Source organism: Vreelandella subterranea (genome assembly GCF_900111305.1).
Lineage (GTDB): Bacteria > Pseudomonadota > Gammaproteobacteria > Pseudomonadales > Halomonadaceae > Vreelandella > Vreelandella subterranea.
Map to the genome: position 1 here is coordinate 1 of NZ_FOGS01000006.1, position 13063 is coordinate 13063.

Here is a 13063-nt window from a genome sequence, read left to right on the forward strand (position 1 = left end):
TGCCTGGGTGATCAAGGAAAAGCTACGCTGGATCCAGAAGGCCCCGACGCCCAGAGCGGCTCGATGGCGCATCACTAATTACCTCAAGGTCATGCAGGCGGCGGTGTCTGAAAAGCCACTACTGAAGCCGATGGGAAAGGCCTTGGCGACCCTTGAGCGGCACGCCGACGCGGTGGTCAGGCGCTGGCACTCGGGACTGACGAACGCGAGACTGGAAGGGATGAACGGTCTTTTTCAAGCGGCTCGGTCACGTGCACGTGGCTATCGAAACGAGGCTAATTTCATCGCTATGATCCACTTGATTGGCAGCCCGGTGGGCCGGCTATTCGATCAGGCCAAATCCACATGAAGTGACGAAGAGCCTTTCTCATTCTGTTTCAGCTGATACGGGATATTTTGCAACCAAGTTAAGAAACTGGCCTTCTAGTTCGCCTGCTGCAACCTGTAGCGCTGGGCGCCCTGGTAGATTTATTTCTGCTACTTCGAATACTTGCAGGTTTGAATGTGATTATGGCGTCTGTTCTTTCGGTTTGCAGCGTTTCCCTTGTTCTTCTGATCATTGCTATGAACTTAAATCTGACGAATTTTACGATGAAAACCGTTCGTACCTTCCTCCTAAAACAGACGAAGAATGCTCTAGCGATAATGGAACAACCATCCGTGTAAGCGCTGATTCAGCGAATGCTCTAGCTGCGGGTGGCTCTTTTAAAACTCATGGCGGTGCTTGTTCTGTTTCAGCATCATCTAGTGGTGGTGTTCAAGCTTGTGATTCTTCGGGTGAATGTGTTATTTCAATTGAATCGACTTCAACGAATGAAGCAGGTGTTGCCACAAACTCAGTTTTAAATAACGGCTGGCCCTCTGAAGGTTCCGACGGCACTTTTTCCGTCACTGAATTTAATACCCCCGATTACTTAACTCCACTGGGCGACTCTAGCTGTTCTGATAACTCCTCCTGCGTCACCATCGGCGACACTGACTACATGGTCGATTGGGAGTCTGCCCCCTATTACTTCTCCTACGTTGATGACAATGGAACTGTCCATTCCAAACCGTCCAGTGGTGGTGGTTCAGGCGGTGGCTCTGGTGGCGGTTCCGATGGTGGCGATAACAACAGTGGTGGCTCCGATCCTACCAACCCTGATAACCCTGGCGACGATAACGGCAGCGGTTCAAGTGGTAATGACTCAGGCGGGAGTGACGGCGGTTCTGACAATGATGATTCTGATAACGGCGGTGGCTCCGGTGGTGGCTCAACCGTTCCCGATTTCGAGTTCGATGAATCTTGGATTATCGAAGCCATTGGCTCCGCTGGCCAATCCAATCAAGACGCTATCAATGCGCTTTCCAACGATGTCACCAGTTCACTGAATAGCCAGACCAATGATCTCAATGCGGCGACAGAAGCACAAACGGAAACCCTGACTGACGCCATAGAGGGTCAAAGCGATGCCATCTCAGACGACCTCGAAAGCTTAGGCGATACCGTCACTACCGGCATAGACGACGCAATAGGCGAACAAACCGAGGAGGTATCCGGTTTATTTGAAGGGCTCGGTAAATCATTGACCAGCGCGCTCGGCCTTAGTGTGTGCTACGAAGAGGACGGCCCCACCGAAGACGGTCATTCGGCGGCCACAGATGATAAAGGACTTCTTGGGTGCGTTCAGGAGATCGGTAGAGGCATGGTGAAAAATCTTGCCAACCGACTCACCGAAGACCTGGGCAGCGGTGATGATCTGTTCGATTCCTCCGGCATGGACGACACCCTGGACGGTGTTAACCAGGAGGAAGCCGAGTACAACGACGAAGTACGCGGCTTGATGGATCAAATCGGCGATGGGGAGTCCTCCGGCATTGCTGAACAGGTTACCTCCCGCTTGCCCTCGCTCCCCTCCGGCAGCTGCACCCCCATGCAGTTTGGCCCCATGGAAATTTCCTGTCGTGCGTTCACCACCATTCAGCAATGGCTGACCTGGATCGTCTATTTCTGGACGGTCGTTAGCGTCGTGGACACCTTTTTCCGCTCCAGTCAGAGGACCGCCTAAATGGCTTTACCCGCATTACTTGGCATGGGCGCGATTATCGGCTTTTTCTCCCGCGTCCTGGAATGGTTGATCACCCGCATCGCCGCCCGCTTTACCAACCGCCTCGCGGGGATGCTGGTCTGGACAACGCTGTATATCACGCTCCTGGTCGCCCTGGGGGGCACCCTGGCCGCGATTATCAACGGCCTGAGCGCGACCCTTCCGTCTGAGCTTGCTCAAGGCATCGGCGCGATTAAACCAAACAATTTCGAAGCCTGCATGGCCGCGATTTACAGCAGCAAGATCGCCATGTGGGTCTTCCAGCAGAAAAAGCAGCTGATCGACTGGGAACAAGGGAGGCCCGTTCTCTAATGGCTGTCTACGTCGTCACCGGCAAACTCGGTGCCGGTAAAACCCTGGTCGCCGTGGGCAAGATCAAGGACAAACTGGTCCAGGGCTGCAAGGTGGCCACCAACCTGGACTTGAACCTGGATCAGCTGCTTGGCGAAAAGGCCAAACAAACCCGCTGCTTTCGCATCCCTGATAAACCGGTCCTGGCCGACTTGAAGGCCATCGGCACCGGTACCGAGGATTACGATGAAAGCAACAACGGCCTATTAGTGCTGGATGAGTGCGGTACCTGGTTCAACGCCCGTTCCTGGAACGATAAAAGCCGCCAGGACGTGATCAATTGGTTCCTGCATGCCCGCAAACTCGGCTGGGATATCATTTTCCTGATCCAAGACTTGTCGATCATGGACAAGCAAGCCCGCGTCGCACTCGCCGAACACGTGGTGTACTGCCGCCGCCTGGATCGTGTCACCGTCCCCTTTGTCGGCGCGCTTTACTCCCTGTTCATGGGCAAAAAAATGCCACTGCCCAAGGTTCACCTGGGCATCGTCAAATACGGCGACTCGCCGCAAAGCCTCACCGTGGAACGCTGGACCTACACCGGCCGTGCCCTCTACCCCGCTTACGACACCAAACAAGCCTTCTCCGACAACTACCCCCACGGCACGTATTCGCTGTTGCCGCCCTGGTACACCCACGGCATGTTTCGCGTGCCTCGGGATGCGAGGTTCTACATGAAGATGACGCGCATCTACTGGAAGCGCTTTAACCGCCCGTTTCTCTCCTTGGCGTCGTTTGCCCTGGGCGTGTTCCTTACTGTCTCGGTCCTGGTCGCCGACCGTGTGAACGCGCTCCAGGACGACACGCCACCCCCTGCACCGCCTGAATTGCCCGACCTGAGCAACACCCGCATCGCCAGCTTTACCCAGCTCGGCGATCAAATTACCTACCGCCTCATTGATAGCGACCACCAGACCCTAACCACCGACGATCTCGCCCGCCAAGGCTTTCGCATCGTCCCCGTTAGCGCCTGCCTTGTTCGCGTAGAAAATGGAGTCTCCCATGCTGAAATTCGCTGCTAACACCCTCGCCGGTTTCACCCTGGCCACCCTTTCGATCACCGCACACGCTACGCCTGTGCAGATGCAGGACACCGATATTCGGGACTTTGTGCGCTGGTACGTCGAGCAAACCGATACCCCGCTTGCCATTCACCCCAAGGCCACCGGCACTTTGACCGTCTACGCGCCCGACGTGGCGGACCACCAACTGGATGAGTTCTTCCAGGGCGTGCTTAACAGCCACGGTTACACCATCCTGCCCGGCAATCCGCCCACGGTGGCCCCCAGCAGTCAGGCGTCCAAGTCGCAACGCGCTGACAGTCCGACCGATCCTCGTGACGTGATCGCCTCACCGCCCACGTTAGAAAAACCACCCGAACCCCAGGCCACCCACCTGTTCCCGTTCGATAACGTGCGCGCCGACGATATCGCCCCCTTGATCACTAGCTTTTTAACGCAGCAATCAGGGGACGGTACTCAACCGCGTGTTCAAGTGCTGCACGCCTCCAATGCCATCCTGGCAAAAGGCCCAGAGAAGCAACTGGCCCAGCTGCAAGACCTGGTGCCCGATATCGACGTGTCACACCCCCAAATCTTGATCCAGGCGGTGATTTTCGAAACCACGGACGGCGACACCTTCGATTTAGGCGTGTCGCTGGGACAGGCCACCGGTAGCAGCGTGGCAGGCGGCTTTAATACCGATAACCTGGGCACCTCATTAAGCGGTACCGGCGCCACCTTCGGGATCTTCGACGGTAATGTATTGGCGTTTGCCATTAACGCCTTGCAGCGTGATTCCACCTCCAAGGTGTTATCCACACCCCAAATTCTGACCCTCTCCGGCAAGCGCGGCATTATCTCCATTGGCCAGAATGTCCCCTTCGTCACCGGTCGCGTCACGGGCGAATCTGCCAACGTGGATAACCCCTTCCAGACCATCGAGCGCCGTGATGTGGGCATACGCCTGAATGTGCTGCCGGTGGTTACCGCCTCGGGCCTGGTGATCATGGATATCACCACGTCGGCCGATTCGCTTACCGATTCCCTGGTGGCGTCTGATATCATTACCAACCAACGGCAAATCAATACCACCGTTCAAATCCAATCCGGCCAAACCCTCTTACTAGGCGGCCTCTCGTCACAGGACGACCGATCACAGGTCTCCGGCGTGCCAGGCTTATCAGAGGTCCCCCTCGCCGGACGGTTGTTTAAGAACGAATCCACAAGTTCCCAACGCACCAATCTCCATGTGCTGTTACAGGCAACGGTTCTCCCTCGTTTTGATGCGAACCAGCGCGTCACCGACCAAAACGCCACTTCATCCGTGGCCGGTCTTGTGACTACTCGCTGGTATCAAGAGGTCGAGACCCGCCCTGTAACACGTCTCGCAGAGTGACAACCAAACCCGAGTTATTGGCTCACTAGAGCACGTTTCAGCATTTTGAAAGTTAAGGAAGAAACTCATGGAGCGTTGGAACCGTTATTCGATTGCTTCCCTTCAGAAAGGCGAGCAAGACCCGTTTGGAAAATTGTTGATCAGCTCGGCGGGTCAGCGTGAGTTAGACAGCCTTCGCTTGCTCAACGCAGGCGTGGACACGGTACGTCAGCTGTACCAGGGCAAGCCTTGCCTGTACCAGTTCGATGAGATCATCAGGGTCTACAACAAAGGCAAAGGGGCCACCATGGACTTGTTCGACGTCACATGGTCAGTCGGGGCCGGCGCAGCCGGTTCAGGCTTCCGCTACCGCCTCCAGAACAACGAGCTAGGCGTGATCGTTTTCTTCCAGGCACGGCATACCAAGGTGGAGAACATCGGCACCCACCTGAAAATTGAGCTCTCCCCGCACTTCATCCAGGAGCGCAGCCCCCAGCAGTGCCAAGACTTCATGTACAACATCGCCGCGCACATGCTCGCCTACGTCGAGCCTGCTGGCTGTGCCATTCACCTGGCGCTTGACGTCCAGGGCTGGGAACCCCCGACCGACTTTATGCAGCGCTTCGTGACCCGCTCCAAAAAGATCATGCGCATTGACGGCATCGAAGACCTGGAGTTTGCCCACGGCAGCATTGCCACCACCTACGGCCGCGGCGAAACCTATATGTTCGGAACGGCAGGGGCGCTGCAATGCGCGATTTATAATAAGACCCTGGAAGCCAAACACCGCGACAAGACGCACTTCTGGGAAGGCATCTGGAAACACGCCGTTAACGATGACCTGAGCCCCGCCTATGACCCTGAGGCAACCGTCTGGCGTATCGAGCTACGTTTTCACCAATCCGTGCTGCGTGAGTATGCCCAGGGCGTGCCATGCAACGTTGATACCGGCGAAGTCCTGGACGCCTCCCACGGCTTTAACCGCTTCATTGACGTGGTACCCCACCTCTCCGGTCTCTGGCGCACCGCCATGCAGTCCTACCGCCTGGACACTCGCCGCAACCTGATCGATCCCGCCTGGCAGGTCATGCAGGAAGACGCCCGCTTCTACTGCCACGAACCGTCGTTCATGTACAAACGTGCGCGCAAAGCCCCGGGCATCGGCAACGAAAAGAACGTCACCCTGGCCTTTGGCAACCTCATCAGCATTTACGCCCGCCAAGGCTTTCGTACCCACGAAGCCGTCCGCTACCTCCAACGTTCCGGCATGTGGGAAGACCTCGCCGAATACTACCGACGAAGGGGCGTCGACTCCGGCCAATTCAGGCAGATCGTGGAGCAGAAGCTGATTGAGCGACGATTGGTAGGGAAAGCCGCGTAATGAGCATCAAGAAGGTCAAAAACGGCTGGAAAGTGGACATAATGCCCGAAGGTCGGTATGGAAAGCGTGTCCGAAAAATCCTGCCTACTCAGGCGGCAGCAAAGCGTTTTGAAGGTCAGGTATTGGCCAAGGCTTCAATGGGTGAAAGTTACATCACTCCAAAACGTGACCGTCGCACCTTAAAAGACCTGGTCAAACTCTGGTATGACTACCATGGCCGCTCTCTGAAAGACGGTAAACGCCGTTATTCACAGCTTAATAACCTGGCCGATATCATGGGCAACCCAACGGCGGCCACGATCACCCCTGTTGATGCCTCAGAACTACGTCAAAAGCGCCTTGAAGCGGGTATCACACCCAACACGGTCAATCATGACCATGCGCACTTACGGGCGGTGTTTAACCAGCTCATCCGGTTAGGCGAATGGAACACAGCCAACCCCTTCGCCAAAATGCAGCCGTTGCGCCTGGACGAAAAAGAACTCACCTACCTAACCGATGAAGAGTTACGTCAACTTATGAACGTACTCGAAGCATCCAACAACCCAGACGTTGCGCTCATTACACGCCTCTGCCTTGCGACAGGAGCCCGCTGGAGCGAAGCCCAGACCCTAAGAGCGGAAATGCTAAGGAATGGCCGTGTCACCTTCACCAGCACCAAAAACGGTCGCAATCGCACCATACCGCTGAGCGAGGAACTTTATAAAGCTCTCACCCAACACGGGCCACGGATCGGTAGGGTCTTCCGCACCGACGCTTATAAAGCGTTCTCCGCTGCGGTGATTGAGGCAGGAATAAAACTTCCCAGGGGCCAGAGAACCCACGTTCTCCGTCACACTTTCGCCAGTCACTTCATGATGAACGGTGGCGATGTGTTAACCCTGCAGAAAATTCTCGGTCACAGAACGATTGCCATGACGATGCGTTATGCACACCTTTCGCCCGACCATTTAGCCGATGCCATCAAATACGCGCCAAAGCTCTGTTGACACTTTGTTGACACTTTCGAAGTACCAGCAATGAAAAAGGGCCTAGCGATGAACGCTAAGCCCTTGATATATATGGTGCCGGTGGCCAGACTCGAACTGGCACGCCTGTTACAGCGGCGGATTTTGAATCCGCTGCGTCTACCAATTCCGCCACACCGGCAATGGGTGCGCATTATACGTAGATCACCTTCTAGGTCAATCACATTGACTGACTTTATCGCCACAAAGCGCTATCCTATGCCGCCCGTTTGGTCACCGATATAGAGCTTTTTCATGCAGCGTGCGGATTTTCATTTTGAGCTACCCGACGAGCTTATCGCCCGTTACCCGTCTGAACAGCGTAGCGATTGCCGTTTGCTGTGCGTGGATGGCCAGAGCGGTGCGCTCGAACACCGCCGTTTTCCGGATTTGCTTGAGCTTCTCGAGCCCGGCGACCTGCTGGTGTTCAACGACACGCGAGTGATCCCGGCGCGCCTGCACGGCCAGAAAGCCAGTGGTGGCAAGGTGGAAATGCTGCTTGAGCGCCCCCTTGATACCCACCGTGGCCTCGCACATATCCGATCGAGCAAATCCCCCAAGCCCGGCACCGAGCTGGTCTTTGAAGGTGATATTCACGCCGTGGTGGAAGGCCGTCGTGATGCGCTGTTCGAACTGCGCTTTTTAGGCGATACGCCCATGATTGCGCTGCTGGAAAAGCATGGCCATATGCCGCTACCGCCCTACATTACCCGGGAAGACGAGCTCAGCGACCGCGAGCGCTATCAAACCGTCTATGCCCGGCGCGATGGTGCGGTGGCAGCGCCTACGGCAGGCCTGCACTTCGATCAGCCGCTGCTCGATGCGCTGGCGGAAAAAGGGATCAACAGCGCCTTCGTGACCCTGCACGTCGGCGCTGGCACTTTCCAGCCGGTGCGCGTGGACAATATTCTTGAGCACCACATGCATAGCGAATGGATTGATGTCTCAGAGGACACCTGCCAGCAGGTGCGCGCCACCCAGGCAGCGGGCAAGCGGGTGATTGCGGTGGGCACGACCAGCGTGCGCTGCCTGGAGAGCGCCTGCCTCAAGAGCCCAGACAATCAAATTGCCCCCTTCAGTGGCGATACCGATATCTTCATCTATCCGGGCTATGAATGGCGCTGCGTGGATGCGCTGATCACCAATTTCCACCTGCCCGAATCAACACTGTTAATGCTGGTCTCGGCATTCGCAGGTTACGATAACATCATGCACGCCTATCAAGCGGCGGTTGACGAGCGCTATGCGTTTTTCAGCTATGGCGATGCCATGCTGCTGACCCGCTGATCATGTCGCGCTTTAACCGCTTTCTGAACGAGTAACAACGATGCGAAACGAATGCTTTATGCGCTTTGAGCGCCTGGCCGAGGACGGTCGCGCGCGCCGGGGTCGCCTTCACTTCCCGCGCGGGACGGTCGAAACACCTGCCTTTATGCCGGTGGGCACCTACGGCACGGTAAAAGGCATGACGCCCGAGTCCGTCAAAGAGATCGGCGCCGAGATCATCCTGGGCAATACCTTTCACCTGTGGCTGCGCCCCGGCACCGAGGTCATCGAAGCCCATGGAGACCTTCACGACTTTGCCCAGTGGGACAAGCCGATCTTGACCGACTCCGGCGGTTTTCAGGTGTTCTCGCTGGGCGAGATGCGCAAAATCACCGAGCAAGGCGTGCATTTCCGCTCGCCGGTGGACGGCAGCAAAGTGTTCATGGGCCCGGAAGAGTCCATGGAGGTTCAGCGCTCGCTGGGATCCGATGTGGTGATGATCTTCGACGAGTGCACGCCTTACCCGGCGACGTTCGAAGAAGCCGAGAAATCCATGGAACTGTCGCTGCGTTGGGCCAAGCGTTCGCGAGACGCCCATGGCGACTCTCCTTCGGCGCTGTTCGGTATCATCCAGGGCGGCATGCACCCTGAACTTCGTGAACGCTCGTTGAAGGGATTGCTCGATATCGGCTTTGATGGGCTGGCGATCGGCGGTTTATCCGTGGGCGAGCCCAAGGACGAAATGATCAAGGTACTCGACTATTTGCCCTCCTGGATGCCCGACGACACGCCCCGTTACCTGATGGGCGTCGGCAAGCCCGAAGACCTGGTGGAAGGCGTACGCCGCGGCGTGGATATGTTCGACTGCGTAATGCCCACGCGCAATGCGCGTAACGGCCATCTGTTCACCGCTGACGGTACCGTCAAGATCCGCAACGCTGTCCATCGCTTTGATACCCGGCCGCTTGAAGAAGACTGCGATTGCCATACCTGCCAACATTTCTCACGTGGTTACCTGCACCATCTTGACCGCTGCAACGAAATGCTTGGCTCAATGCTCAATACCATCCACAATCTGCGATATTATCAAAGGGTGATGGCTGATTTGCGCGCGGCAATCGAAGCGGGTACATTGACCAACTTTGTGGAAGGCTTCTATGCGCGGCGCGGTCTGCCGGTGCCTCCCCTTGCGAATTAATCGGCGCGCGTATTAAGCGGGCGCTTTCTCTTGCTCATTCATTGAGTTTATAACCCAGGAGTTCTCTGCAATGCTGGATTTCTTTATCTCACCAGCCCACGCCCAAGCAGGCGGTGCTGGCGGTGGTATTGCGCAAATCGTGATGCTGGTCGGTTTTGTGCTGATTTTCTACTTCCTGCTTTGGCGCCCCCAGGCCAAGCGCGCGAAGCAGCACAAGCAATTGATCAGCAACCTGGACAAAGGCGATGAAATCGTCATCGGCGGCGGCATGGTAGGTCGCATCACCAAGGTGAGCGATGAATTTCTGACCATGGAAATCGCCGAAGGCACCGAAGTCAACGTGCAGAAAAACGCCGTTGCCGCCGTACTGCCAAAGGGCACCATCAAGTCCATCTAATGTAATGATGTAGCACCCCTGCCTTAATGCCAGCCATCCCGGCAGGGGTGACATGGTATCCACGATGGTGAACCTTGCCGTGCCCAGTGTATCTGCGCACAGCATTCCGTTTGTAATTGAAGGCAGGGCTTGCATGCTCAACCGTTACCCCCTGTGGAAGTATCTCTTGATACTGGCCGTTTTAGTGGCCGGCCTTATCTACGCACTTCCCAACCTGTTTCCCGAAGATCCCGCCGTCCAGATCAGTAGCGCCGAAACCGGCGAAACGCTGAGTGAGAGCGAAATCGAGCGTGTCGAAAACGCCCTCGATGAAGCCGGCATTGCTGTCAAATCCATCGAACAAACCAACCAGCAGTGGCTTATCCGGCTACCTGATCCCAACGATCAGCTACGCACCCAGGAAATCGCCAGTGATGTACTGGGTGATGATGCCACAGTGGCCCTTAACCTTGCCGAAGCCACCCCCGGCTGGCTGCAGGCATTTTCTGCCTCCCCCATGACGCTAGGCCTCGACTTGCGCGGCGGCGTTCACTTCCTGCTGGAAGTGGACATGGAAGCGGCTCTGACCCAGCGGCTGGAAGTTAATGCCAGCGCCGTGCGCGAAATGCTGCGTGGCGAGAGAATTCGCTATCGCAATACCGAGATAGACGAGCGCAGCCTGTCGATTGACTTTGCCAGCGAGGAGGATCGCAATGAAGCACGCCGCTTGATCAGCCGCGAGTTCCCCGACTTTGAATACAGCAACGAAGAAGAAGGCCGCGCGGCACGCCTCGTCATGACATTGACTGACGACCTGGTCAATGGAATCCAGGATTACGCGATCAACCAGAACCTGACCACGCTGCGTAACCGGGTGAACGAGCTCGGTGTCGCAGAGCCGATGGTACAACGCCAGGGGCCCAGCCGAATCGTCGTCGAGCTGCCCGGCGTTCAGGACACGGTGGCCGCCAAGCGCGTCGTGGGGGCGACCGCCAACCTGGAGTTTCGCCTGGAGGCCCGCCCCGACACCCCTGACAACGAGACGGAAACCTTCAGCTTCCGTAACCAGCCATCACGCTCGGCCGATCTGATGCGCGACGTCATCGTCACCGGCGATAGTGTTTCCAACGCCAGCCGCAGCTTTGACGAAAACGGTCGCCCACAGGTCAACATCGATCTGGATGGTACCGGCGGCACCTTGATGAACCGCGCCACGCGCAGCAATATCGGGCGCAACATGGCAGTGCTGTTCATCGAGCACAAGACCGAAGATCGCACGGTGATAGAAGATGGCGAAGAGACGACGGTGCGCGAACCCTATGTGGAACGCGGCCTGATCAGTCTGGCGACCATCCAGAGCGCGCTGGGTAACAGCTTCCGCATTACCGGCCTTGATTCACCCACCGAAGCCGCCGAGCTTGCTCTACTGCTGCGTTCGGGGTCGCTTGCCGCCCCCATCTACTTCGTGCAGGAACGCACTATCGGGCCAAGCCTGGGGGCCGACAACATCGAACGCGGTTTGCTATCGGTCCAGATTGGCCTGTTGCTGGTCGCCCTGTTCATGCTGATTCGCTACAAGGTGTTTGGCATTTTTGCCAATATCGCGCTGGCGCTGAACCTGACGTTGCTGGTGGCTGCCATGTCGCTTTTGGGCGCCACGCTGACACTGCCGGGCATTGCCGGCATCGTGCTCACACTGGGCATGGCCGTCGACGCCAACGTACTGATATTCGAGCGAATACGCGAAGAATTGCGCAATGGCATGTCGGTTCAGCAAGCCATCTATTCGGGTTATGAGCGTGCATTCACCTCGATCGTCGACGCCAACATCACCACACTGCTGGTCGCCATCATTCTGTTCTCGATTGGCACCGGCCCGGTCAAAGGCTTCGCCGTCACCCTGTCCATCGGTATTTTGACCTCGATGTTTACCGCACTGCTGGTGACGCGTGCCATGGTCAACCTGACCTATGGCAGTAAGCCCGTCAAAAAGTTGTGGATCTAATGCCAATGCTCAGCCCAGATTTCACGAGGTGGTCATGAAACCTTTAACACAACGGCAAATCGACTTTATGGGGCGTCGCAAACTGGCGTTCGTTGTCGCTGCCGTCCTGCTGATCGTGTCGATTGGCGCGATTTTTTTCCAGCAGCTGAATCTAGGTCTGGACTTCACCGGCGGCACCCTGATTGAAGTGCGCTATGCCGAAGCCCCTACCCTCGACACAGTAAGGCAACTGCTGCGAGACAACGGCTTTGAAGACGTTGCGGTACAAACCTTTGGCGCTTCCAACGAAGTCCTGATACGCCTGCGTCAAGCCTTCGACCCGGATATCGGTAATCAGGTCGTCACCTTGCTGAGGGACGATGGCGCAAGCGTCGACCTGGTGCGCGCTGAATTCGTCGGCGCCCAGGTGGGTGACCAGTTACGCGACCAAAGCGGCATGGGACTACTGGTGGCGCTTGGCGTGGTGATGCTCTATGTGGCATTCCGCTTTCAATACAAGTTTGCCATCGGCGCGCTGCTTGCCCTGATGCACGACGTGATTATCGTAATCGGCTTTTTTGCTGTCTTTCAGCTCGATTTCGACCTGACAGTCCTGGCCGCAGTTCTCGCCGTCATTGGTTACTCGCTGAACGACACCATTGTGGTATACGACCGCATGCGCGAAGAGATCCGCATGTCACGCATCGATGACATGCCGCAAATCTTCAACGATGCGATCAATGCCACGCTCTCGAGGACATTGGCCACCTCAGGTACCACCCTGCTGGTACTCCTGGCCCTTTTGTTGTTGGGCGGCGATATGATCCAGAACTTCGCCATCGCCCTGCTCGTGGGTGTCTTGGTAGGGACCTTTTCATCCATCTATGTCTCCGGCGCACTGCTGCTACCGCTCAAACTGTCGCGGGAAGACTTGATTCCCCCCCAGAAAGAAACCGACGAAGAAGAGGAAGAATTGCCCTGATCAGGCAGATTCCGCTTCCAACAAAACGCCCCTGCCGCTTCCGCGGCAGGGGCGT

Annotated in this window: 12 protein-coding genes and 1 tRNA gene; 12 read left to right on the plus strand and 1 reads right to left on the minus strand. The window is 56.7% G+C overall.

What is annotated here, in order from left to right; genetic code table 11:
* From BMX75_RS09635 to BMX75_RS09665, 7 genes are all read left to right on the plus strand, one after another.
* Positions 1 to 349: transposase (locus tag BMX75_RS09635; RefSeq protein WP_139197159.1), on the plus strand; the 349-nt coding region annotated here is incomplete at its 5' end.
* A 181-nt stretch (positions 350 to 530) separates the two neighbouring features.
* Complete coding sequence (locus BMX75_RS18070) at positions 531 to 2048, plus strand: hypothetical protein (RefSeq protein ID WP_175474724.1); 1518 nt, start codon at positions 531 to 533, stop codon at positions 2046 to 2048.
* Entirely contained in the window at positions 2049 to 2399 is a 351-nt protein-coding gene (locus BMX75_RS09645; RefSeq protein ID WP_092827446.1) for a DUF5455 family protein, read from the plus strand.
* Positions 2399 to 3460 carry a zonular occludens toxin domain-containing protein gene (locus BMX75_RS09650; RefSeq protein ID WP_092827448.1) on the plus strand — a complete coding sequence of 354 codons (1062 nt, stop codon included), beginning with the start codon at positions 2399 to 2401 and terminating at the stop codon, positions 3458 to 3460. Before BMX75_RS09645 ends, BMX75_RS09650 begins: the two co-directional genes overlap by 1 nt.
* Positions 3441 to 4835 (plus strand): secretin N-terminal domain-containing protein, encoded by a 1395-nt coding sequence (locus BMX75_RS09655; RefSeq protein ID WP_092827450.1) that lies wholly within the window; start codon positions 3441 to 3443, stop codon positions 4833 to 4835. The genes BMX75_RS09650 and BMX75_RS09655 overlap by 20 nt, the downstream gene beginning before the upstream one ends.
* Before the next feature lie 67 nt (positions 4836 to 4902).
* Complete coding sequence (locus BMX75_RS09660; protein ID WP_092827452.1) at positions 4903 to 6195, plus strand: hypothetical protein; 1293 nt, start codon at positions 4903 to 4905, stop codon at positions 6193 to 6195.
* Positions 6195 to 7184 carry a phage integrase gene (locus tag BMX75_RS09665; RefSeq protein ID WP_092827454.1) on the plus strand — a complete coding sequence of 330 codons (990 nt, stop codon included), beginning with the start codon at positions 6195 to 6197 and terminating at the stop codon, positions 7182 to 7184. The genes BMX75_RS09660 and BMX75_RS09665 overlap by 1 nt, the downstream gene beginning before the upstream one ends.
* Before the next feature lie 73 nt (positions 7185 to 7257).
* On the opposite strand, the gene BMX75_RS09670 is transcribed toward BMX75_RS09665, so the two are convergent.
* A tRNA-Leu gene (locus BMX75_RS09670) sits at positions 7258 to 7344 on the minus strand.
* Between the two features lie 113 nt (positions 7345 to 7457).
* Here BMX75_RS09670 and queA point away from each other — a divergent pair.
* The 5 genes from queA (at position 7458) to secF (ending at position 13008) form a co-directional block, all read left to right on the plus strand.
* Entirely contained in the window at positions 7458 to 8489 is a 1032-nt protein-coding gene (queA, locus tag BMX75_RS09675) for a tRNA preQ1(34) S-adenosylmethionine ribosyltransferase-isomerase QueA (protein WP_092827456.1), read from the plus strand.
* Positions 8490 to 8547: 58 nt separating this feature from the next.
* Positions 8548 to 9666: a tRNA guanosine(34) transglycosylase Tgt gene (gene tgt / locus BMX75_RS09680; RefSeq protein WP_092827789.1), complete on the plus strand. Its 1119-nt coding sequence runs from the start codon at positions 8548 to 8550 to the stop codon at positions 9664 to 9666.
* A gap of 70 nt (positions 9667 to 9736) precedes the next feature.
* A complete protein-coding gene (gene yajC / locus BMX75_RS09685) occupies positions 9737 to 10063 on the plus strand; it encodes a preprotein translocase subunit YajC (RefSeq protein WP_092827458.1) in 327 nt (108 codons plus the stop codon).
* Positions 10064 to 10196: 133 nt separating this feature from the next.
* Positions 10197 to 12047 (plus strand): protein translocase subunit SecD, encoded by a 1851-nt coding sequence (secD, locus tag BMX75_RS09690; RefSeq protein ID WP_092827791.1) that lies wholly within the window; start codon positions 10197 to 10199, stop codon positions 12045 to 12047.
* Positions 12048 to 12081: 34 nt separating this feature from the next.
* Complete coding sequence (gene secF, locus BMX75_RS09695) at positions 12082 to 13008, plus strand: protein translocase subunit SecF (protein WP_092827460.1); 927 nt, start codon at positions 12082 to 12084, stop codon at positions 13006 to 13008.
* Positions 13009 to 13063: the final 55 nt, after the last annotated feature.

Coding starts and splice junctions, on each gene's coding strand:
- BMX75_RS09645 (WP_092827446.1), top strand. CDS start 2,049: ATGGCTTTACCCGCATTACTTGGCATGGGCGCGATTATCGGCTTTTTC.
- BMX75_RS09650 (WP_092827448.1), top strand. CDS start 2,399: ATGGCTGTCTACGTCGTCACCGGCAAACTCGGTGCCGGTAAAACCCTG.
- BMX75_RS09655 (WP_092827450.1), top strand. CDS start 3,441: ATGCTGAAATTCGCTGCTAACACCCTCGCCGGTTTCACCCTGGCCACC.
- BMX75_RS09660 (WP_092827452.1), top strand. CDS start 4,903: ATGGAGCGTTGGAACCGTTATTCGATTGCTTCCCTTCAGAAAGGCGAG.
- BMX75_RS09665 (WP_092827454.1), top strand. CDS start 6,195: ATGAGCATCAAGAAGGTCAAAAACGGCTGGAAAGTGGACATAATGCCC.
- queA (WP_092827456.1), top strand. CDS start 7,458: ATGCAGCGTGCGGATTTTCATTTTGAGCTACCCGACGAGCTTATCGCC.
- tgt (WP_092827789.1), top strand. CDS start 8,548: ATGCGCTTTGAGCGCCTGGCCGAGGACGGTCGCGCGCGCCGGGGTCGC.
- yajC (WP_092827458.1), top strand. CDS start 9,737: ATGCTGGATTTCTTTATCTCACCAGCCCACGCCCAAGCAGGCGGTGCT.
- secD (WP_092827791.1), top strand. CDS start 10,197: ATGCTCAACCGTTACCCCCTGTGGAAGTATCTCTTGATACTGGCCGTT.
- secF (WP_092827460.1), top strand. CDS start 12,082: ATGAAACCTTTAACACAACGGCAAATCGACTTTATGGGGCGTCGCAAA.